This window comes from Psychrobacter fjordensis, assembly GCF_904845995.1.
GTDB classification, from domain to species: Bacteria; Pseudomonadota; Gammaproteobacteria; order Pseudomonadales; family Moraxellaceae; genus Psychrobacter; species Psychrobacter fjordensis.
This window is the reverse complement of sequence record NZ_CAJGYP010000002.1, coordinates 1064545-1086703: the sequence shown is the minus strand read 5'-3', so window position 1 is coordinate 1086703 and position 22159 is coordinate 1064545. Positions and strand designations below refer to the sequence as shown.

The following is a 22159-nucleotide window of genomic DNA, read 5'->3' as shown; positions in this document are numbered from 1 at the left end:
TGACTATTATCTTTTTATATTAACTGGTCTTTGCTTTATATTGCATATTATACTATCAAGCAATTCTATCTCATCACTTCTTGTCGTTAGGAAACTCTTAATATCATGTCTACTGTGCTATCAACCTCTCGCTCATTTATTGCGTTGCCATTAACGCTTGCCGTCTCGACTTTGCTTATCAGTGCGTGTAGCAATACGTCGACGGTAAAAAACAATGGTGCGACCAATAGCTCATCGGTTATTACTAAGCCTGCTACCAATCAGACTGCTGCCACGAGTACTGATTACTCAACTGCGTACTTGGATGCAGATAGCTTGGACGAATTGGCAGACTTATTAGAAGCCTCTGACATGACAATGGTAGAAGGCAATCAGCTTGCTATTCAGCAATATGGTGATTTGTGGAATCGCTTGCGTGCTGGTTATCGTATGAATGGTGGCCAACCGATTTATAATCAGCGTATTGAAGGACAAAAAAGCTGGTTTACCAGTAGACAAGATTATTTAAACCGCTTAACTGCGCGTGCCAGTCGTTATATTTATCATACGGTGAGAGAGGCTGAGCGCCGCAATATTCCAACTGAGCTTGCATTGCTACCAGTCATCGAAAGCTCCTACGATCCAAGCGGTACTAGTAGTGCAGCGGCTGCAGGCTTGTGGCAGTTTATTCCAAGTACGGGTCGTATTTACGGTCTGAACCAAAGCAGTACTTATGATGGCCGCCGTGATGTTATCGAATCGACTCGTGCTGCTTATGATTTCTTAACCGCGCTACATAATCAGTTTGGCAGTTGGGAATTGGCATTGGCCGCCTATAATGCTGGCCCTGGTCGTATTCAAAAAGCCATTGATGCCAATAGAGCTCAAGGCTTACCTACGGACTACTGGTCGCTTAGACTGCCTACTGAAACGATGAATTATGTGCCACGATTCTTGGCAGTGGCCGAAATCGTCGCTAAGCCTGAACAGTATGGCGTATACCTACCAGCTATTGCTAACCGTCAGCATTTCCGTAGTGTGCCAGTGAATTATGGCGTCAGCTTATCTGAAGTAGCGCAATTAACAGGTGTGACTTACGACGAGCTAGAAAAGTTGAATACAGCACTTACCTCTGGACGAGTTGATTCTTCAGGTCCGCAGCGCGTTATCATTCCTAATGATGTCAGCCTAACGACTGATGCTAAATTGAGCACATTAAGAGGCAACGGTACTGGCAACGTACTGGCAACAGCAAATACGCCAAGCACGACGACTACCACACCAAGCTATAACAATAAGCCGTATAGTGGTTCTTCATTGCCATCTACGGGCAGTGCGTTGGCTGATTATGCGGCTAGCGCGAGTGTGCCACAGCAGACAACCAGCTATATCTCGCCGTCAGTCACACCAACCAGCAGCTCTTCATATGGTAATACGCCAGCACGTACTGAGCCACCACTAAGCGTTGCAGAGACCAATAAAATCAATGCTGAGCTTAAGAGCAGCAACAGTCTACCAACCACCTCTGCGCAGATTACGCAAAACAATACGATTGTCCAAGAGCCACCGCTAAGCAATGCAGAGCGTGATTTCATTGCCAATCAAATCCGTAGTAGCACATCGGAAACCAATGTCGTCAATGCTGATGGCAATATCAACCTATCAGCAGTTCAAACGCAGCAATCGATTCTAGAAGCCAGTGGTACAGAGAAAAAGCTGAGTTTTGCACAGACGTCGGCAAGTAAACCAAAACCACAAGGTACGCGTACCACTTATACCGTCAAACGTGGTGATACCTTATCTAACATTGCCAGTCGTGCTGGCGTGAGCTGGCGTGATATCGCAGAATGGAACCAAATAGATGCTAGCGCTAGTTTGCTATCGGGTAGCACTTTGTATCTATACAATGCAAAAAGCATCGAGCCAATAAGCAGTGCGAGTAGTACAGCAGACAGTCAACCAGAAAGTTATACAGTACAAAGTGGTGATACGCTGATTGGTACGGCCAATCGCTTTGGTTTATCGGTCACTCAGCTAGCAACCTATAACAACCTGAGCAGCCGTTCGGATCTGCGTAGAGGTCAAAAATTATGGCTGATACCAGGTAGAGTGACTGCGCCTGCAACCACATCTGCGGCACCTTCTACCAAACCGACCAAATCAAGCACTGCGACTAAAAACTATAAAGTAAAAGCAGGCGATGGCCTGATTGCATTGTCGCGTCAATTCAATGTATCGACTGATACCTTAGCCAGTCTTAATGGTATCAGTACCACAAGCTCATTGTATGTTGGTCAGACACTTAAAGTACCAGCGAGCGTTGATTTTAGCTCGGCGTCTACTAGCACTAGCAGCCAAAGCAACTCAAGCTCAGTGGCGACTACTAACTATAAAGTTAAATCTGGTGAAACCTTAATTGGGATTGCCAATGACCTTGGCGTTAGTGCAGCGGATCTTGCTGCGGTAAACAGTAACTTCGATGCAAAAGCTCGTTTACAACGCGGTCAAACCATCAAAGTACCTGCTTCTAAAGAACTGGTTGATCGTCAGTTAAATGATAAAGCTGTCAGCTATAAAGTAAAATCAGGTGATACCTTGACGGGTGTGGCCAAACGTTACAATATTGGCTTAAGTGATTTGGCATCAGCGAATAACTTGAACACCAACTCTAATCTTATACTCGGTCGTACTATTACCATTCCTGCTAATGGTAGTGTCGCCAGTGCGTCTAGTAGTCAAAGCAGTAGCGCTACGAGTAGTAACACTAGCACCGCGAGCAGCAGTGGTAAGACGCTGAGCAACACGGAAAGTTACAAAGTAAAATCAGGTGATGGTCTGATCGCCTTAGCACGTCAATTTGGTGTTTCGGTAGAAGACTTGGCTGCGACCAACAGTCTGGCGACCAATGCCCAGTTGCAACGTGGACAGACACTCAAAGTACCAAAAGCCACAGTGAGCTATACTGTTGGGTCAGGAGATAGCTTGATTGGCTTAGCACGCAAATATGGCGTATCTACGCAGGAGTTGGCGGATATGAACGATATCGCAGCAGATACCATGCTACAGCGTGGTCAGCGTTTGACAGTTCCTAACCGCTAAGCAATAGCTTATTACTAAAAATAAGCATCTCGAAAGTAGGTTGCTTGAAAGTAGATTGTTAGCCACAAAAAAGCTGCTCTTATAATAAGAGCAGCTTTTTTATTGCAAGGTTTGTATGGTTGTCTAAGCGAGCAGAGATAACTAGACCGTTTGCGTCTTGATCGTCTCAAGGTAGCTTCTGATATTACTCACATAATGCATCGCTTGACCGTAGCGGCTATTAGACGCTCTGTTTTCAGCGAGATATGCGTAGACATTGGCCCAGCTTTTATCATTGACACCTTGCGCTTGTAAGGTGCGCTGAATACTTTTTACCGCATTAGGCCCCATATTGTAGCCCGCCAGCGCAAACCAAATTCGATCTGATTTTGGTACATCGGCGAAGTCATCTTTCATTTGCTCTAGATAACGCGCACCGCCACCGATACTTTGGTATGGATCAACACGATCTGATACACCCATTGCTTTGGCCGTGTTATTAGTCAGCATCATCAGGCCACGTACGCCTGTTGGCGACACTGCATCCGCATCTAGATGTGACTCTTGATAGCCCATGGCTACCAACAGCTCCCAATCGTGATTATAGTTGCGTGCTTGCTCTTCAAACGAAGACTGGTAGTCTGGTAACTTTTCAGTTAGCGTCTTTTGAAAATGGTCCTGACTATAGGCGTCTTTTAGCAAGTTCTGATTGTAAAAGGCCGCAAGCTTTTGCGTGTTTTGCAGCTTGATACTGTCGCATAAGAAGTAACTGGCTTTTTCTGATAGCGGGTCATTAGACGAGTTAAACGTCCAGCTGACCTTTGGGTGTAAGCCGTTTTTAGTCAAGCTGGCATCATAACCACAGCTCACGTTAATCGATGACAGATTAAAGCTGCTCTTTAGCTTAGTGCTGGCCGTTGTAAGCGCCATGTCTGCTTCGCCTGATCTTAGCGCTTTTAATGCCGCTTCTTCGTTGGCATAAGCTTTTAGATTGACATCGACGCCCAGCTCGTCAGCATAGGTACGTACCAAGTCAAAGCCGAAGCCATGTTGAAAGCCATCAGTTGCAAAATAAGTGCTGTCGCCTGGGACAGCAGCAATGGTTAAAGTGTTCTGTAACATGACATTGTCATAGGCTGGCACTGGCGAACCCATGATAGTCAAACTCTCAGCAGGTAAAGAGAGCAGGGCAATACTAGACAACTGCACCAATTTTTTCGTTTTGGCAAAATGGGCCGATGTCGTTGGGGTAACGGATGAAACGATGTTACTTTTAGTGTTTAGTAGGCGTTTAGATGGACGCAGTAAGTAAGAAATACGGCGTTTGGCCCCTTGCGCAGATACTTTTACACGATAAGTAATACGCTGCATGGATGTCTCCTGATTTTAGCCATCCTGCTTACCGTAAAACGTTCATGGGTGCATGCTAATAATAGAGGCATACATCGATGTCACATTTAGATAATCTCACACTTCTTAATAGTATAAGTGTGAGATTACTTGTTTAATAATAGTGCCTTTAGTAACAATATCGCTAATCACTGCTTTATTAGCATGAGCGGTATCGTCTTTTACTAGCTAATTATCTGTTGGCATATACGTTCGGAGCTGAAATATTGCCTCTAACGTATCAATCTAAATCACAAAAACGCACAACACCGAGAAGGGTATAAATCAAATGATTCCTTCAACGGTGAACAGATAAGGCTAATACTAAAACAACTATATATTAAACATAGGTAAGGTCATGAAATAAGTTATTGAAACAAAAACGCAAGAATAGAAGGAATACCAATATATCTGAGTATCCAACTTTTTCTACGTTAAATCAGCCGCTATCCACTCTTTAAGTAGTTTATGGTAGAGTAAATAACAACTCAAATATTTTGTTCAGCAACAAAGGTCAGTAAATAATTCTGTTTGATAGTGAATAGAATATCTATCGACATAAGCTATCAATCAGGTATCACTAAACCATTATTGCAACGCTAAAATTCAGGAGTAGTCAGCCATAAAAATGTATTTTGGCCGAGCCATATCAGCTCATTTATCATATAAAAAATGAGATTTTAGATATTTACCATCATTTAAGCGCCATAACCGGAAGCTGTAATAAATGGGAAGTCTCATGACAAGACGTTCTTTCTTCAAGTAAGAATATGCGGATATTCATCCTATTATTCAAGTATAGTTAAGAAATTAGCGATAAAACTTAACAATAGGGCTACAGACGGTTAGAAAAAGCACCCTTTTTGGTGCATGAATTGAGATGAAATTCATTGATTGTGAGAATTGAAAGAGTTGTTTCTACTTTCAACTCCCACAGAGAACTCTGAATTTAGAGATAATAACTGAGGTTATAAACTAAGGTTATAAACTGAGGTTTCAAGCAGGATTGTCGATATCGATAAAAGTCACAGGCAGGCCAAACTCTTGAGATACTATCTTACCCAGTGCTTGAATGCCGCCTCGTTCTGTCGCATGATGTCCGCAGGCAAAATAATCAATCCCAAGCTCACGCGCGATATGAGTGGTACGCTCAGAGATTTCACCAGAGATAAACGCGTCACAGCCCATCAATGCGGCTTGTTCAATCATATCTTGTGCGCCACCTGTGCAGATACCGATACGTTCTATCAACCTATTACTTGTTTTAGAAGATGAGTTTTCATGATACTCAGCTGCGATATGTAGTGGTGTGCGCCCTAATGCTTGAGTAATCTTTGCGATAAGATCATCGGTGCTCTGCGGTACACAAGTGGCAATATTACCAACTGGGTAAGATTCAACAGGATAGAGTGGCCCAGTGATGGTCAGATTTAGCATCTCAGCGAGCATGGCATTGTTGCCAACGATAGGATGCGCATCTAGCGGTAAGTGATAGCCAATCATAGAGATGCCATGCTGCATCAATTTGCGAATACGTCGGCCCTTCATGCCTGTGATGGTGGCAGGTTCGCCTTTCCAGAAGTAGCCATGATGTACCATAATCGCATCGGCATTATCAGCGATAGCTGCATCAATCAACGCTTCACAAGCGGTCACACCCGTGACGATACGTTGGATAGGTCGTCCACCATCTACTTGTAAGCCATTGGGTGCATAATCTTTAAACGCATTGGCTGACAAATAGTCGTCACAAAACTGCGTTAGCGCCTCTACTGTTATGGTAGTGTTGGTTGATTCTGTCGAAATGTCGATAGCCGTCATGGTATGCCCTTATCGTTGTCGCAATCGGTCAAGTGATTGCAAATAATCCATAGTTTTTTATAATAATCATTTTAACATGGCGTTGTAAAAGAGTAGACAAAGCTACTAACTGAAATGGTACACGATACGTTACCATTTGGTATAGTTGGCGGTTATAATTTGTAGGCGTGAGCTGTACTGGTTGATAGCGTCTCATTAGAGCGTGGCATCAATACTGGTCTTAGTATTAAATAAAAATAATCAAACCAGCGGCAGTGTTCACTCATTACTTATCATCATTTTTTGTATTAAATTTATAGAGGTTGTATATGTCGTCATCCCGGAACACCAATAACAAGACTTCTTTATTAAAATGGTTACCTTGGGTCTTATTGCTGCTAGTGCTGGCAGCGTTTATCTGGTTGTTTACGAGTATGAAATCGACGTCAGAGGCTAAGTGGGAACCACCGAGAACCTCAGCGGCTGATCAGCAAGCGTCAGAACCTGTTGCCGATACGCCAGCACCTATCTCCTCTTACCATAATGCGGTTGCCCGTGCATCCCAGTCGGTCGTCAACATCTATACCACACAGACCGTAGCAGAGCATCCTTATATGGATGACCCTGTGCTACGTCGGTTTTTTGAGTATCATGGTGGCCAATCAGCAGAGCAAGGTAATACCAACCTAGGCTCTGGTGTGATTGTGTCAGAAGATGGCTATATCGTGACCAATGCCCATGTCGTCGAAAAAGCCGATGAGATTACCGTTGCCTTTAATGATGGTCGTAAGAGCCGCGCTAGAGTGGTGGGTACCGATCCAGACAGTGATTTGGCCGTGATTAAAGTCGATATGACAGGGTTGACGCCGTTAGGATTCCGTGAAGATCCTATTCGTGTGGGTGATTTGGCATTGGCGATTGGTAATCCGTTTGGGGTGGGCCAGACTGTGACCCAAGGTATTATCTCAGCGACAGGTCGTACTGGATTGGGTGTGAATAAGTTTGAAGACTTCATTCAGACGGATGCTGCGATCAATCCTGGTAACTCAGGTGGCGCATTGGTGGATGCTCGCGGTGAGTTGGTTGGTATCAATACCGTGATTTTTTCACAATCTGGTGGCTCTCTCGGTATCGGTTTTGCCATTCCTACCTCTATCGTAGAGCAGGTTATGAATGCCTTGATTAAAGATGGTAAAGTCAGTCGAGGTTGGTTGGGTATCGAGATACAATCACAGCTACGTGATCCAACGCAGTTAGAGACGTCGACTGGTGTAGAAGTGCTAAACGTCATTGATAAAAGCCCAGCTGCGAAGAGTGGCCTACGAGTGGGTGATATTATCTTGACCATCGATGGTATTGAGATGACAGATGCCAACACGTTGATCCAATATGTCGCTCGCAAGTCTCCTGATACACAGCTTGATGCACAGATATTGCGTAATGGTAATAATAAGCAGGTCACCATCTCGCTAGAAGTACGTCCAGAGCAAGAGGCTGTTGCACTTCCTGCTTCTGTGCAAACTGAGAGCTTTGCTCAACCTGATCTACAAAGTGAACAGCAGAACGTTCCAATGATGTCAGAAGCAGAGCGCGACCGTATGCGTGAAGAGCTGCTGAAACTGTTTGAAAATGATGGCGCTCCTCAGTAATTGCCTTTCATATCTTTCATCACCTCTCATAGCAATGAGATATTAGTATAAAAAAAGCGCGCTATCTTATATAGATAGCGCGCTTTTTATTTGTTTTTCTCTACTTTACGATAGGCTCATGATTGATATGGATAACGCCTTGTACACGGCAACAGCAGGGTAGTATCTCATCCTCGTCAATCATGGCGAGTGGCTCAAATGGATAGTCGACCGTATGTGAGCTGGCGATACGTTTGACTCGGCAACTCCCACAATAGCCCTCGCGGCATTGATAATTAACCTCATGTCCGGTGCGCAGCAGTCCATCGAGCAGACTCTCATCGTCATGCAAGTAGAACTGCCGCTTACTGGTCATTACCCACGTCATAATTTATCCTATTTGGATTTGACTATCTTGCTGCTATATCCTACAGCCATCGAAACGTAAAACACTGTTAACGCCTAAAGTATTGTTGACGCCTAAAACACTATTAAAGCGTAAAACTATTACAGCTCAAATTTTATAACTCAAACGTTACAGTTCAAAGCTCTTATAATTCAAAATCATCAAAGTCGCTGTCTGATAAGTCTGAGTCAATCTGACCAACCAAGTACGAGCTGATTTCTGTCTCTTGCGGGGCCACTTGCACATTGTCAGACGACAACCATGTATTGATCCATGGAATCGGATTTGATTTAGAGTTAGGGAACACGGCTGGCAAGCCAACAGCTTCCATACGCAAGTTGGTGATGAATTCGATATATTGGCAAAGGATGTCTTTGTTTAGACCAATCATCGAGCCGTCTTTGAACAGGTAACCTGCCCATTCTTTTTCTTGCTCGGCCGCCTTGCGGAAGATCTCGATGCTTTCTTCATAACACTCTGCGGCAATCTCGACCATCTCTGGATCGTCACGACCGTTACGCATGAGGTTCAGCATGTGCTGAGTACCCGTCAGATGCAGCGCTTCGTCACGCGCAATCAGCTTGATAATCTTGGCATTACCTTCCATCAGCTTACGCTCGGCAAAGGCAAATGAGCAGGCAAATGACACATAAAAGCGAATGGCTTCCAAGACGTTGACCGCGACGATACACAGATACATCTGCTTTTTCAGTGATCTCAAATCGACAGTCACTTCCTCGCCATTGACGTTGTGCGTACCAGCACCGTACAAGCTATATAGCTGTGAGTTGCGGTACAGATCATCATAATACTGGGCAATATCAGAGGCACGCTCTAAGATGTGCTCGTTTTGCATGATGTCATCAAAGATGATGTTTGGATCATTGACGATATTACGAATGATATGAGTATAGCTGCGTGAGTGAATGGTCTCAGAGAATGACCATGTCTCAATCCAAGTCTCTAGCTCAGGGATAGACACCAGCGGCAATAGCACCACGTTTGGGCTACGACCTTGGATAGAGTCGAGTAGGGTCTGGTATTTGAGATTACTCAAAAATATATGCTGTTCATGCGAAGACAGGTTGCCAAAGTCCATACGGTCTTTTGACACATCAACTTCTTCTGGACGCCAAAAGAATGATAGCTGCTTTTCAATCAATTGCTCAAAGATAGGGTGCTTTTGTTGATCATAGCGCGCTACGTTAACTGGATTACCAAAGAACATCGGCTCTTTTAGCGCATTGTTTGGTGTCTGTGAAAAAATCGAGTAGGTCATGAGACTGCCTTTATAATTGATACGGTTATTGATTTATATAGTTGTGACTGGCTTTCATTTGATTGTATTACAAGTTTTCTAACGATATCTGTGACGACTCTTGTCCATCGTTCATATAGGCTTTGAATATCTCGCTCAGCTCGCTATCATCGAGCGCTTCTAATTCATCAAGTGCACTTTTGCGGAGGGTACTCACGTCAGCATCTTCCGATAGTCTTTTTATGTCTTTTTTAGCCGCTCTTGATGCTGGTTTTTTGGCTGCTTTTGCGACAGTTTTTTTGGTGACGGCTGCCGTTGGTGCGACGTTTACACCTAACTGCTGACGCACCTCTGCAATATCAACCTCGACTTGTACGATATGCGAGCCACCATCGTTTAGGTCTGAAAATACGTTTGGGATAAACAAACCACCGTCTTTGATGATTGCGGTATATTGCACATGACCTCCGTCGTTTTTATTGTTTGTATGTTTCAATGATATGCCCTAAATTAAATGGACCATTTGATGCCTATTAGGGGATTTTCTTCAGCTTTTTGTTGCCAATACATCATCTTCTCGTTATTTATTTCCATGCCTTCAGAGCTCAAATTTTTATAATGCTTTGCTAGCCTATGAATGGCCAAGCGACTGCCTTGGTTAGCCAGCGCTTCAATCTTAGGTAGCATGTTTTTGACACAATCAGCATCTGAGCTGTCAAAGTCCTCATCAATCATCATAGCTTCTGTGTCGATTGACCCTGCTTTTATGAGTAAATTAAATACCTGAGTCGGATCGTCATTTCCCCAAAGCGGATTGGCTTTGCTGATCCCGCCATTCAAGGACATAGCCACACCTAGTATCAGCTCGTCAACATACTCTGGGCGGTCTTGTTTATAATACTCAACTAGCTTTTCTAAGTAAGCGATGGCCTGATAGTCATCCTTTGGCACGTATTCGCCTAAGTAATAATAGCCAAATAAGCTTATTAATTCTTTTACAGCAGTGCTTTGCGATATAATGTCACCCATTGATAAAGCTTGTAGCATTTGGTTATTATCTTCAAAACTATAGTCACCACCCGTCGGTCTGAAGTCACCGATATCAGCATTCATAATATATTCATCAGCGAACCGACGTTTGAGTTGAATGTAGTCAGCAGCTTCTTTATCTATAGTCACGGCAGCATCACGTTTAATAACAGGATGGCTCAGTGCCTCTCTGTAATAGTAGCCACATTGGTCACGTGTATTTACTTCTACATCTTCCTTACTTGTAGTTTCAGCATAACTGCTAGTCGCTAACAATAGCGCTGATAGCAGTAATGAGATATTAAAAATTTTCATGGAATTTATCCTTGATAATGTGCTCAGCATTTCTAAAATGAGGATACGCACTAGGAGAACCTATAATATTTACTTGCTATGCTTTTTTCTCTATGTCTCGTTTTAATAAATACGTATAACCCTTGGTGGTTACCCAAATTCCCAAAAAAGCCACCAGTGAAACGATGCCTATACTGACAAAAGCGGCGGGTAAGACTTTTGGGTGAAAGAGAGATATGAATAGCGCTTGTTTGTCCTCATCCAGATAAAAGAAGTAAATGAGGACTAACGGTACCCAAGAAAAAGTAATAATGTTACATATGCTTTTTCGAGCAAATACAAGCTGTTCATGTGCTGTCATCAATCGGTTTTGTTGCATGTAAAATAAGTGAGAGATCAATATCGATATACCGATAGAAATAATCCCTACCAGCCCTCCTGATATACCAAATACATATAACACAGTGATGGTTGTCCAGAATAGGGCGCAAAGCATCAGTGAGTATTGTTCTAAAGAAGGCTTCATTCTAGGCATAATATATTCTTGTATAAATTTCAGTATTGGTTTGCTATTGGCGTTATGGCTGGCGCGTTACGATCTCCAACCCACCTTAACCTAGGCTTGATTAGCATTGCTATTTTCAATCTCTAGGAACAGCAAATGTGTTCGCTATTTTAAATTTACTCTGTTGTACTGTGATATCTTCTAATGATTTATATTCATAGAAAATATCAGTATTGTCATAATCATCTGCTGCGGGACAGTCTTCATGACACTTAATATTGGCAACGTAGGCTTTCAGGTTGTCGTCAAAAGTATAATTGTATTGTTTGATATCTCTACTATCAAATGATCTACCCGCTAAGTTGTAGTACAGTGTCTTTGGAAATGGCTTGATATCTGATATCTCTTTATAAAATTCTGCATTTTCACTCGTAGCTCTTGGTAAGGGTCGCTTTGTTGTAGTTCCTTGATCAAAAGTCAATTCATCGTCACCAATAATCGCTTTCATGACTTCTCTACGTGCCAATTTATTGAATTCTAAGACATAGAGATCATTAAGTTCTTCATCATTATCAAAAGTGTAAATATCTATGGCTTCATCATCGTTATTCTCATAATCAGAGTTATAAGCTAGTGATAGTGCTCTAGGTATGTGAGGAATTTTTGCATCATAAGGATATTGGTCATCTATGTGCAAAATAGGCATTAAAATAGGCGTATCTTGAGATATTTCGCCATACCGAATGAGTGTTGACTCACTAAATCCACTACCTTTAAATCTTATCTTAGTTTTATCTTTCAATTCGGTGTTATGACGACCAAAGACGTAAAATGGGTACTCAGTACGATGAGGTATCAGGTGTAAATACTTGCCTTTTACTATTCTCCAATCACCGACCAATACGACGCCGAATCCAACCATGACATATCTTTGATTATCGAGCAGCGCTAAACTCGATCCTCCTTCTGGAGAAGGATTTCCAAAAGACATCGAATACTCTCCAACGATACTTTCGGCTATTTCTTTATATTGATCCTGATTATTGTAGATAGGGTCAGACAGTTTTGGCTCTGGGCGTTGTAAAACATAATCTACTCTAGCAGCATAAACATCGCAAGATTGCATTTGATGTTCGTGCATCGAATGCGTATATTGCTCGAAAATATGTTCATCTTGTTTTAAAGCACTATCATTTGTAGATGCTTGAAGGCACTGGTCAAATTTTATATCAAAGTCTGAAAAATCATCAATATAGTCGACTTTTTTGAAACACTCACATACTTCAATAGAGTTATTTTTAACCAGTTTTTCAATGTTATCTTCAGTTTGAGCGTTCACTGGTGTTGATAACACAGAGGTTATGAGCAGACAAGTGAGTAGTGACATATTACTTATTTTCATAGTGGTACTCTCTCGTCATTCTCGTAAATATTAGATTGTTGTCTTATCGGTGCGCTGGGCGCACCCTACAACTTTCTATGCTTTAGAGTAGGTTGGTGTCGAGGTACGAGACCCAACACGATATGTTTATATAATGAGAATTGTTGGGTTTCCTTCGTCAACCCAACCTACGTGCTATGACTCTTTTACATAATCAGACTCTTGACCATTCCAACCACACTCTACACAAATACCATCTTGGAAGTTATGACTACAGCTTGGATAGCCATAAAGTTTGTGAGCGCAATTAGGGCATAAACTTGCCATCTTTGAGCTAAGTGTAAAGTATGATGATAGACACTCATCACAGATGCTATTTGCTCTATTCATGATTTGATTCAAAGCCCAATATTTTGACGTAACAGGCGTAGGGTGTGCCTCGCGCACCTTTAAATACAATTTATATATCATCGGTGCGCTGGGCGTGCCCTACAACACTACGAATATATTCAATCATTAGATGTTTGTAAGTAGCTTAAAAGAGACTCCAACTAGTGGCGCAGTACTTGTTAGCACAGTTGTAATATTAGCTAATTCTGCGAAAATCAAAGAGATTTTTTTGCCTAAAGTATTTTGATTAAGAAGCTCTCTATATTGTTCATCTGTAAGAAGTCTACCAAGAGAAGTGTTCAATGCATCGGAAACTGGAAGGATACCAGCTATATGGTATTCTTCAATTGAGGTTATAATATTCCTTAAACTTCTTATTAGAAATTTTTTAAGTTCAGGTTCAATTTCTTGAGACTCTAAAGTTTGTTCCAATATCGCACTTAGCTCTTTTTTTATAGAAAATAATTTTTCAAGATCATAATCTGAAGTATATCTATCCCCAACAAATTTTACGAAAATCTCTAAACCTGTAATTGTAGTATCTTTAATTACATTAACAATACTTCCCCAAGTTGAGTTTAAATTATTTACTTCGTGCAATATTTTTAGGTTTTTGATAATAGGTTGTGTAACATCCTCATAATTCTCAAGGTTAGATAGCTCGAGACAAACTTCCTCAATAAGCCTATGAAACTTAGCGATTCTTTCCATTCTCAAGGGTATATCCCCTTCAGTGTCTAAGAGTTCATCCCAAGCTTTAACAGATGAAGTATTAATGCTAATCTTTTTAGCATTCTTTAAAAAAACTATTAAGCGTTCAATTGGATTGTTGAGTTCCATTTATTAATCCCTAATAAATTCAAAGGTACAAAACCAAGCAGCGAGTTTGACCCAAAAGCTAAACCCGCCCTCCATCAAAAGCTTAAATCTTACAAGCCCCGCCAGCACAATCATCTTCCATATCCGCTTGGGCATCGTTCGCACCATCACGAGTGTTGTGGTAGTACAACGTCTTCACACCCATTTTATAAGCGTTTAGCAAATCTTTTAGCAGTATCTTCATTGGTACACGGCCACCAGCATAACGAACGGGATCGTAGTTGGTGTTGGCAGAGATACTTTGATCGACGAACTTCTGCATGACAGCGACCAGCTTTAGGTAACCGTCATTGTTTGGCATTTGCCATAGTAGCTCGTACTGATCTTTTAGCGTCGTAATCTCAGGCACGACCTGCTTTAGGATACCGTCTTTTGACGCTTTGATAGAAACCAGACCACGTGGTGGCTCGATACCATTGGTCGCGTTGGCGATCTGACTAGAGGTCTCAGATGGCATCAAGGCGGTTAGGGTAGAGTTGCGTAGACCGTGCTCCGTGATCTCGCCACGTAGCGTTTCCCAATCGAGATGTAGCGGCTCTTGGCAGATTTTATCCAAGTCGGCTTTGTACGTATCAATCGGCAAGATACCTTGTGAGTACGTCGTCTCATTGAACGCAGGGCAAGCGCCTTGCTCTTTTGCCAATTTGTTTGACGCTTTCAAGAGATAGAATTGCAATGCTTCAAACGTTTGATGGGTCAGACCAAGCGCGCTGTCATCTGAATAGCGTACGCCATTCTTGGCAAGGTAGTAAGCATAGTTAATCACGCCCACACCGAGCGTACGGCGACGCATACTGCCGTTTTGGGCGGCTTTGACTGGATAGTCTTGATAGTCGAGCAGGGCATCAAGCGCACGGACGATTAGCTCGGCTGGCTCTTCGATATCGCTGACGTTTTCGACTTTACCCAAGTTCACCGCTGATAGCGTACAAAGGGCGATTTCGCCTTCTTCGTCATTGATATTATCAAGTGGCTTAGTCGGTAGCGCGATTTCCATACATAGGTTTGACTGGCGAATCGGGGCAACCGTCGCGTCAAATGGGCTATGCGTGTTGCAATGATCGACGTTTTGGATATAGATACGACCAGTACTCGCACGCTCTTGCATCATTAGGCTGAACAAATCAGCTGCAGGAATTTGACGGCTGCGGATAGCAGGGTCATTTTCGTACTTGGTATATAACTCTTCGAATTTGTCTTGATCTTCAAAGAACGCATCATACAAGCCTGGTGTGTCACCTGGTGAGAATAGCGAGATGTCTTGACCCTTGATGAGGCGCGTATACATCGTTTTGTTTAACTGGACGCCGTAATCCATATGACGGACACGGTTGTCTTCGACGCCGCGGTTGTTTTTGAGTACCAGTAATGACTCAACTTCTAAATGCCATAGTGGGTAGAACAATGTCGCTGCACCACCACGGACGCCGCCTTGTGAGCAGCATTTCACCGCAGTTTGGAATAATTTATAGAATGGGATACAGCCAGTGTGCTGTGCTTCGCCGCCACGGATAGGGCTACCAAGGGCACGGATACGACCTGCATTGATGCCGATACCAGCACGCTGTGATACATAGCGTACGATGGCGCTGGTGGTCGCGTTGATAGAGTCTAGGCTATCACCACATTCGATCAATACGCACGAGCTAAACTGACGCGATGGCGTACGCACACCAGACATGATCGGTGTTGGTAGAGAGATTTTGAATTGTGAGGTCGCATCATAGAAGCGCTTCACATAGTTCATACGCTCTGACTTTTCGTAACGGCTAAACAAGCACATACCCACCAGCATGTACAAGAACTGCGGGCTTTCAAAGACGGTTTTGCTCACGCGGTCTTGGACAAGGTATTTGCCTGCCATTTGCTCAACAGCGGCATAGGCAAGATTCATATCGCGCCAGTGGTCGAGGTATTCTTCTAACTCATCAAATTCAGCACGGCTATAGTCAGCTAGGATATGCTCATCATATTTGCCAGCATCAGTTAACGTTTTGACATGATCATACAAATGCGGAGGCGTAAATTTGTTATAAGCAATCTTACGTAAATGGAAGATAGCCAAACGCGCCGCTAGATACTGATAATCAGGCGTCGTTTCAGAGATAAGGTCAGCAGCAGACTTGATGATCGTCTCGTGGATGTCACGAGTTTTGATGCCTTCATAAAACTGGATGTGCGATTTTAGCTCAACTTGTGATACCGACACATTATCCAAATTGTGAGCTGCCCACTCGATTACCTTATGAATTTTATCTAAATCAATAAGTTCTAATCGTCCGTCACGTTTGGTCACTTTGATTTTGTCGATATGTGTCATGCTGGCCTCTATTTTGGTTGCTTATATTATTCGTCAAACGGTAAAGCCCGCTCAACGTTTTTTATCATACTGCTTATTTAAACACGCTATCTAAACATGGTAACTGCTGGCATTAGCTGCTCTTTTTTTAGGCAAAAAATACCCAATACTCGTAGTGACGATTAAAATCACTGAGTACTACATATAGCGTGTTTGTTAATTGGTAGGCACAATATAGCGGGAAAATTTTCAAAATACTATATTGATTTTAGAATAAAACTATGTTGCTACAAGGTTGTCAGCCGCCTAAATTTTGGCAAAGGACGATGGGATAAGGGTTAGACGCAAATGCGCTCATTATAAATTTTTTGTAAAAATATCGTGACGGTTTGATTTTTATTTTATCGGTTATTGTCGACTGATAATAGTGATCGTACCAGCAATAATGCGGGCGCAGATTGTACACCAAACCACAAAAAATCGCCACCCATATGAGTGACGATTTAGACGGAAAAGGGGTTGTTTTTTTCTAAATACCCATTACCGGTTTATACGACCATGCGAACTGTTTTGGCATTGTCCAATGACGCATAAAGTGTATTCACTTGATCGGCGTCTGTGAGGTATAAATTGACGCGTGCTGAATGGAAACGACCCGTTTTAGACGGTTTAACTTCTATAGAGGCCAAATCAAAATCAGGGAACTGGCTACCGAGGATCAGCTTCACTTCATTAAGCAAGCCCTCATGCTCGCCTTCATGACCAATGATGCTGAGCGGATAGTTCATCGGAAAATCCCAAAGATCTGGATTTTGGATGTCCGTTCTTTTACCTTTTAAGACGCCTTCATTGGGTGTCATGTCCGTCATCGTGACGTCTTTGGCGTTTTGGTTGGCGTTTTGATTTATCGTATTTTGATTATTGCTGTCTTTTGAATCATCACTCATGATGTGTGCCTCGCTTTTATTAAAATGTGAGCTATTAAGTTAAGAGGTTTATTGGCTATTTATAGTGGTGCTGACCTTATTATTCAAGTGATGGGGCACCACAATTACTTTGATAGGGAACGCCACCACCTTATTATCACTCTCTGTCGCAAACAGCTACTGCAAATAACTGTTGATAGGTGCGATCTCAGGCGGTAGGTCTGTCTCTCCCATCGCTTCTAATAAGTTGATTTCAATCGTGCGTGACAATGCCATAAGTGGCAGTTGATTAGACGCAAAACCAAATGGCTCCTCTAGCTCTTCACTAAGGGCATCTAAACCGAAAAAGGTATACGCAATGACAGCACAAATGAGGGGAGTCGCCCAACCGAGTGAGGCCACCAAGCCAAAAGGCAACGTAATACAATACAGGTAAGTCGTACGATGCACTAGCAACATGTAAGCAAACGGCAGTGGTGTGTAATGAATACGCTCGCAGGCTGCCAATACAATCGTCATAGACGTCAAGCGCTCGTCCATGTTTTGTACCATAAGTTCCGATGATAACTGTTGACGACGCACATCACCAAGCTGCTTACCTAAGAGGCGCATTAGATAATTAGGTAGGTTCCTCGATTGACGCATACTGTCATGATAGGTCGCTGCTACAAAAGGGTCGACATCTTGCCAAGGAGACGTACCGCGCAGCCGATGGCGTACAGCGTGAGAAAAGGCGATTGTCAGATGAATCATTGAGCGTTGGGCATCGCGGCCAGCTTCGGTGTCATCATCTACAAATGAAAGCACTTGGCGGGCAAAGCTGCGAGAGTCATAGACCAGTTGACCCCATAGCCCTCGTGCTTCCCACCAACGTTGGTAGCTGGCATTGTTCCGAAACCCTAGAAACAATGACAATGCGATCCCTAGCAAGGTAAAAGGAGCCATACCATAATAAGGAAAAGAGTCAGGATACCAGTGTTGCACAATCGTTATGAGTGTGCTGAGAATGGCGATAAGTAAAATTTGCGGATAGACTTTCGGAATGACTGATCCACGCAGGGTAAGAAATATCTTAAGGGCGTTTGGTGTTTGCCGGACAATCATGTCAGTTTCCTAGCGATGAGGTATATAGATACACGATGAAGTGCAGGGTATGATTCTAATATAGAATAAGAATCTGTAAAGCCCCAATCGCCATGAATTTAACGAAGACTGCGAAACACCAGAAATAAAGAGTGGCCACTTAAACGCTAAGCGCCCATCATTTTTTCAAACGAAACAGATGTATTTATGTTCAAGTATTTTATTTATGCCAAAGCCCCTTGATAGACTCCCAGTATTCTGAAAAAATAAAATCATTACGCTTGCTCTCTTCCTGACTATCTAAATGAGCGGGTGGCAAGATATGCTCATAATAGGTGTCTTTTAGGAGCTTGCGCAATAAGCTTTCTCCAATAAATCCTTTACCATCATTTAATGTATTTGCTGCACGTAATAAATGACGAATATCATATTGTGATGGGTCGATATCAGGCACTTGTTTTTTTATATTAAGCAGACTGTATACTGCAACTCTCGCCGTACGAACAGAGCTCTCTACCGTAAATACCACATCGTTTTTTGTTTCGACAAACTGTCCCACTAAGCCTAAGTTGGTACAACCTTGAGGTACGATTTCAGGGCGATCACCGTGGGCACGTACCATAAATTGTGAAGTAATATAAGGCATATAAGCAGTTCTAACAATAGTGTTTTCAACCACGGAATCTAAGTCATCCACAATACCAAGATGGTAGCAAAGCTCCGCTAGAATCTCATTGCCGGTACATTTTGGCATGGGTTTTTTGACATAGTTACCTTCTTTATCCATCAGTAAGCTATAGACCCAAAGCACCAAGGTATTTTTAGGCTGATCAGGAAAATGTGGCTGACGGTTGCAGGTGAAGCTCATGATCCAGTTAGAATCGGTAAAGGTAATAATACCACCGGTGGCTGTCTTGCCTGAATAAGGGTCATTGACACTGAGCGGTTTGAGCTTATCTACTAATGCTGATGGTTTGCATGTTAGCGTTGCTGACATCCATGATGACTCATCGACATTACCGTTGAATTTGTCAGGATGACCAAATACGGCAGATTTAAGAGCAAGGTTATTCCATAGCGTCCAGCCTTTTGATTGACCTTGATGCTCTACGATAGTATCTAAATTTGGTGCTGTATCATTATTGCCATAACGGCTATCTTCTGTCATTGTGCCGCTGGTTGCCACGACATAGTCATTCTCAGTGACGGCAATGGTTGTGGATGTGCCGTCTACCTCAGCACGAATGGCTTTGACAGTTTTGTTGGGCTCACTTTCTGACTCTGCTGGCTCAAATTCGATATCTAGATCTGTCACTGATGTGTTGTATTGGAATTTGACCCCTTTCTCGATGAGGTAATTACGTAGCGGTATGATAAAGCCGTCATATTGGTTGTATTTTGGAAAAACGAGCATCGACATATTATGCAAGCCATCTAAATCATGCAAAAAGCGATGCATATATAACTTTAATTCGAGCAAGCTATGCCATTTTTCAAAGGCAAACATGGTGCTCCAAAATATCCAAAAATTACTCTCAAAAAAGCTGTTGCTAAAGTAGTCATTGACTCTCACATCATTCAATTCTTCTTTACGTTTGAGTAACAGGCGGATAACGGCCAGTTGGTCTGATTTTTTCAGTCCAACCCCGCCAAAATCTTGAACCTCACCCTGATTATGTAGCAAGCGCGCGATGGAGTAGTTAGGATCGTCATCATTAATTAACCTATATTCATCAAGTACGCTGTAGGGCTCGGGCATCTCTACTGCTGGGATATCTTGAAAGATATCCCAAAAATTTTCATAGGTAAACTCCATTTCACGGCCGCCACGTACGAGGTAGCCGTCCTTAGTATTACCTGAGCCATCCATCGATCCACCTGATAGGTCTAACTGCTCTAAAAAAGTGATATTTTCGGCAGGCACTTTGCCATCACGGATGAAGTAATAAGCACTGGATAAGCCGGCAATACCAGTACCGATAATATAGACCTTGCTATCTTTATAAACGTTGGTTGGTCTGCCAATGTTGCGTTGATAGTTACCTATTTTGTCAGCGAATGGTAGGGCGTTTTGTGGAGAGTGGTGTGGATAATCTTGATTAGCATCTGGTTGATGTGGGAAGCGGTCTAATTGTTTTTGATTGTCATTGGTATTTTTCATTGTAATCCCCTTAGCAGGTGAAAGAATCTAAAGACTCAAAACTTATTATGTACCCTGTGGACACACAAAGTAAACCTGGGACGTCGCAACTTTTGAACCATCAAGTATATGATTGAACATAAACAGATTAGGGCGTGTTGAGGATTCAACACGCCCTATAGTAATGATGTTTTTGTTGACGTATTCAATACGCAAAACCTCAGCTCTGCAGCGATAGTTATTTTCCTATCATCATAAAGAGCGATTAATTAGTCTGTGTTTTTCTCTGCTTGTCTATCGCTCACAGACTGGTCTTCGGCTACGCCTGCTTTCCAATAGGAAAAAGCATATAGTTCATCCTTTGACCACTGTTGCTCGACCTTTAAGTAATGACGAAGGGCTTTAACCGATGAAAACTCGCTAGCGATATAAGCGAAACGGCTCTGGTCCGCATTTGGTAACGTAAGAGATTTAACCGTGTCGACTAACTGACTGCCTTGCATAGGATGCGGGTTGTGTAGCCATGTCATGGTGATGTTGGCTAGAGTAGGCAGCTCTTGCTGGTCTTCTGCAGCATGCACTTCGATGATGCATTGACCGGTCGCACTGGCAGGCAAGCTTTCTAATATCGAGCCAAGTACGGGTATGGCAGTGGCATCGCCAATCAGTAGAAAATTATCTGCCTCGGGGCAAAGCGCTTTATTTTTTGGTTTCATTAAGATACCAATTTCGTCGCCAACTTCAGCATGAGTTGCCCAACATGAGGCAGGGGCTTCGTCACCGTGAGCGACAAAATCAATCCATATCTGTTGTTTTTCGATATCGGCACCGCGATGCGTGTAAGTACGGATAACGAAAGTAGATTTGTCCTCTAAGTCGAGAGGCTGCGTCTTGTCTCTAGGGATGAGTACTTTATTGTTGGCGCCGACTGTCATGGTGGCAATATTGGCGATCGTTTCTGTCTGACCTGTTAGGTATATACGAATATAGTGCGGAGTAATCATTTGTTTATGGGCAACGGTCATGATTTCTCGTACGGGTTTTTGATTTATTGTATTATTCATATCATTCTACCTTTGCTTATTTATCAGTAATCTTATTATTGTTGACGTTGTCTATCATGGTGCGACTGACGCGAAAGAACAGGGCAATATCGACAGGGCTCAAATCTTGAGTCAGTTGTCCTTTGGCCCATTCCTCTGCCGCATCGAGCTTTGCCATAATTGCCTCGCCTTTAGAAGTCAGCTGTAGTAGTTGGCTACGACCATCCAATGGGTTGTCTGTCTTAAGGATTAGCTCAGCCGCTAACAGGTCATTTAAGGCACGAGTGATTTGCGCTTTGTCTCGTTGCATGTGCTTAGAGATGGATAGAGCAGTGCTCTTTGGGTTGTAACAGACCCCTTTTAGTGTTCGGATGTTTGTCACGGACAAATCCACACCTTGCTGCCGAATACCTTCTAATAATAGGTTGGTGTAGGTATGCATTAATTGATGCAGCGTTTCACTCAATGAATTATCCGACATAAGAGAACCTTATTCTATATAGTTGATAGAAGCAACTATATAGAATAAGGTTGATAGTGTCAACTATAAAGTGATTTTTGACATTAGCATTCTGTCCATGATTAGATTTTTTAGATAAGGAAGTGGCATGATAGGCATGCATGATAGGCATGCATGATAAGGAGGACAGAA

17 protein-coding genes are annotated in these 22159 nt (G+C 42.7%); 2 read left to right on the top strand and 15 right to left on the bottom strand.

Features of this window, described 5'->3' with window-relative positions; genetic code table 11:
* Positions 1–105 precede the first annotated feature (105 nt).
* Positions 106–3078: a LysM peptidoglycan-binding domain-containing protein gene (locus JMW61_RS12895; RefSeq protein ID WP_201551785.1), complete on the top strand. Its 2973-nt coding sequence runs from the start codon at positions 106–108 to the stop codon at positions 3076–3078.
* A 141-nt stretch (positions 3079–3219) separates the two neighbouring features.
* Here the strand turns inward: JMW61_RS12895 and JMW61_RS12890 are convergent, their stop codons facing one another.
* A complete protein-coding gene (locus tag JMW61_RS12890) occupies positions 3220–4428 on the bottom strand; it encodes a transglycosylase SLT domain-containing protein (RefSeq protein ID WP_197100261.1) in 1209 nt (402 codons plus the stop codon).
* Positions 4429–5442: 1014 nt separating this feature from the next.
* Entirely contained in the window at positions 5443–6267 is an 825-nt protein-coding gene (locus JMW61_RS12885; RefSeq protein ID WP_201551784.1) for a Nif3-like dinuclear metal center hexameric protein, read from the bottom strand.
* A gap of 308 nt (positions 6268–6575) precedes the next feature.
* Here JMW61_RS12885 and JMW61_RS12880 point away from each other — a divergent pair, with 308 nt between their 5' ends.
* Positions 6576–7895: a S1C family serine protease gene (locus tag JMW61_RS12880; protein WP_201551783.1), complete on the top strand. Its 1320-nt coding sequence runs from the start codon at positions 6576–6578 to the stop codon at positions 7893–7895.
* 100 nt (positions 7896–7995) lie between these two features.
* Here the strand turns inward: JMW61_RS12880 and yfaE are convergent, their stop codons facing one another.
* The 13 genes from yfaE to JMW61_RS12815 form a co-directional block, all read right to left on the bottom strand.
* A complete protein-coding gene (yfaE, locus tag JMW61_RS12875; protein WP_201551782.1) occupies positions 7996–8262 on the bottom strand; it encodes a class I ribonucleotide reductase maintenance protein YfaE in 267 nt (88 codons plus the stop codon).
* Positions 8263–8425: 163 nt separating this feature from the next.
* Positions 8426–9559, bottom strand: a complete 1134-nt coding sequence (nrdB, locus tag JMW61_RS12870) for a class Ia ribonucleoside-diphosphate reductase subunit beta (protein ID WP_110922984.1) — start codon at positions 9557–9559, stop codon at positions 8426–8428.
* 67 nt (positions 9560–9626) lie between these two features.
* Complete coding sequence (locus JMW61_RS12865) at positions 9627–9998, bottom strand: hypothetical protein (RefSeq protein ID WP_201551781.1); 372 nt, start codon at positions 9996–9998, stop codon at positions 9627–9629.
* Between the two features lie 50 nt (positions 9999–10048).
* Positions 10049–10882, bottom strand: a complete 834-nt coding sequence (locus tag JMW61_RS12860; protein ID WP_201551780.1) for a hypothetical protein — start codon at positions 10880–10882, stop codon at positions 10049–10051.
* Between the two features lie 76 nt (positions 10883–10958).
* Entirely contained in the window at positions 10959–11396 is a 438-nt protein-coding gene (locus JMW61_RS12855; protein ID WP_201551779.1) for a hypothetical protein, read from the bottom strand.
* 106 nt (positions 11397–11502) lie between these two features.
* Positions 11503–12753 (bottom strand): hypothetical protein, encoded by a 1251-nt coding sequence (locus JMW61_RS12850; protein WP_201551778.1) that lies wholly within the window; start codon positions 12751–12753, stop codon positions 11503–11505.
* Between the two features lie 510 nt (positions 12754–13263).
* A complete protein-coding gene (locus JMW61_RS12845; protein WP_201551777.1) occupies positions 13264–13977 on the bottom strand; it encodes a hypothetical protein in 714 nt (237 codons plus the stop codon).
* 82 nt (positions 13978–14059) lie between these two features.
* Positions 14060–16336: a class 1a ribonucleoside-diphosphate reductase subunit alpha gene (gene nrdA, locus JMW61_RS12840; protein WP_194197489.1), complete on the bottom strand. Its 2277-nt coding sequence runs from the start codon at positions 16334–16336 to the stop codon at positions 14060–14062.
* Between the two features lie 527 nt (positions 16337–16863).
* Positions 16864–17184 carry a YbeD family protein gene (locus JMW61_RS12835; protein ID WP_194197613.1) on the bottom strand — a complete coding sequence of 107 codons (321 nt, stop codon included), beginning with the start codon at positions 17182–17184 and terminating at the stop codon, positions 16864–16866.
* Positions 17185–17418: 234 nt separating this feature from the next.
* Positions 17419–18345: a bestrophin family protein gene (locus JMW61_RS12830; RefSeq protein WP_194197490.1), complete on the bottom strand. Its 927-nt coding sequence runs from the start codon at positions 18343–18345 to the stop codon at positions 17419–17421.
* A 199-nt stretch (positions 18346–18544) separates the two neighbouring features.
* The gene (locus JMW61_RS12825; protein ID WP_201551775.1) at positions 18545–20485 is read right to left on the bottom strand and encodes an oleate hydratase; all 1941 of its coding nucleotides are present in this window, start codon (positions 20483–20485) and stop codon (positions 18545–18547) included.
* 248 nt (positions 20486–20733) lie between these two features.
* Positions 20734–21528: a siderophore-interacting protein gene (locus JMW61_RS12820; protein WP_201551774.1), complete on the bottom strand. Its 795-nt coding sequence runs from the start codon at positions 21526–21528 to the stop codon at positions 20734–20736.
* 16 nt (positions 21529–21544) lie between these two features.
* A complete protein-coding gene (locus JMW61_RS12815; protein ID WP_201551773.1) occupies positions 21545–21988 on the bottom strand; it encodes a MarR family winged helix-turn-helix transcriptional regulator in 444 nt (147 codons plus the stop codon).
* Between the last annotated feature and the right edge of the window lie 171 nt (positions 21989–22159).

Bases quoted from the DNA above. Each gene is read 5' to 3' on its own strand.
- JMW61_RS12895 (WP_201551785.1), top strand. From the start codon at position 106: ATGTCTACTGTGCTATCAACCTCTCGCTCATTTATTGCGTTGCCATTA.
- JMW61_RS12890 (WP_197100261.1), bottom strand. From the start codon at position 4,428: ATGCAGCGTATTACTTATCGTGTAAAAGTATCTGCGCAAGGGGCCAAA.
- nrdB (WP_110922984.1), bottom strand. From the start codon at position 9,559: ATGACCTACTCGATTTTTTCACAGACACCAAACAATGCGCTAAAAGAG.
- JMW61_RS12880 (WP_201551783.1), top strand. From the start codon at position 6,576: ATGTCGTCATCCCGGAACACCAATAACAAGACTTCTTTATTAAAATGG.
- JMW61_RS12830 (WP_194197490.1), bottom strand. From the start codon at position 18,345: ATGATTGTCCGGCAAACACCAAACGCCCTTAAGATATTTCTTACCCTG.
- JMW61_RS12850 (WP_201551778.1), bottom strand. From the start codon at position 12,753: ATGTCACTACTCACTTGTCTGCTCATAACCTCTGTGTTATCAACACCA.
- JMW61_RS12845 (WP_201551777.1), bottom strand. From the start codon at position 13,977: ATGGAACTCAACAATCCAATTGAACGCTTAATAGTTTTTTTAAAGAAT.
- JMW61_RS12855 (WP_201551779.1), bottom strand. From the start codon at position 11,396: ATGCCTAGAATGAAGCCTTCTTTAGAACAATACTCACTGATGCTTTGC.
- JMW61_RS12820 (WP_201551774.1), bottom strand. From the start codon at position 21,528: ATGAATAATACAATAAATCAAAAACCCGTACGAGAAATCATGACCGTT.
- JMW61_RS12825 (WP_201551775.1), bottom strand. From the start codon at position 20,485: ATGAAAAATACCAATGACAATCAAAAACAATTAGACCGCTTCCCACAT.
- nrdA (WP_194197489.1), bottom strand. From the start codon at position 16,336: ATGACACATATCGACAAAATCAAAGTGACCAAACGTGACGGACGATTA.
- JMW61_RS12835 (WP_194197613.1), bottom strand. From the start codon at position 17,184: ATGACGGACATGACACCCAATGAAGGCGTCTTAAAAGGTAAAAGAACG.
- JMW61_RS12815 (WP_201551773.1), bottom strand. From the start codon at position 21,988: ATGTCGGATAATTCATTGAGTGAAACGCTGCATCAATTAATGCATACC.
- yfaE (WP_201551782.1), bottom strand. From the start codon at position 8,262: ATGACGTGGGTAATGACCAGTAAGCGGCAGTTCTACTTGCATGACGAT.
- JMW61_RS12860 (WP_201551780.1), bottom strand. From the start codon at position 10,882: ATGAAAATTTTTAATATCTCATTACTGCTATCAGCGCTATTGTTAGCG.
- JMW61_RS12885 (WP_201551784.1), bottom strand. From the start codon at position 6,267: ATGACGGCTATCGACATTTCGACAGAATCAACCAACACTACCATAACA.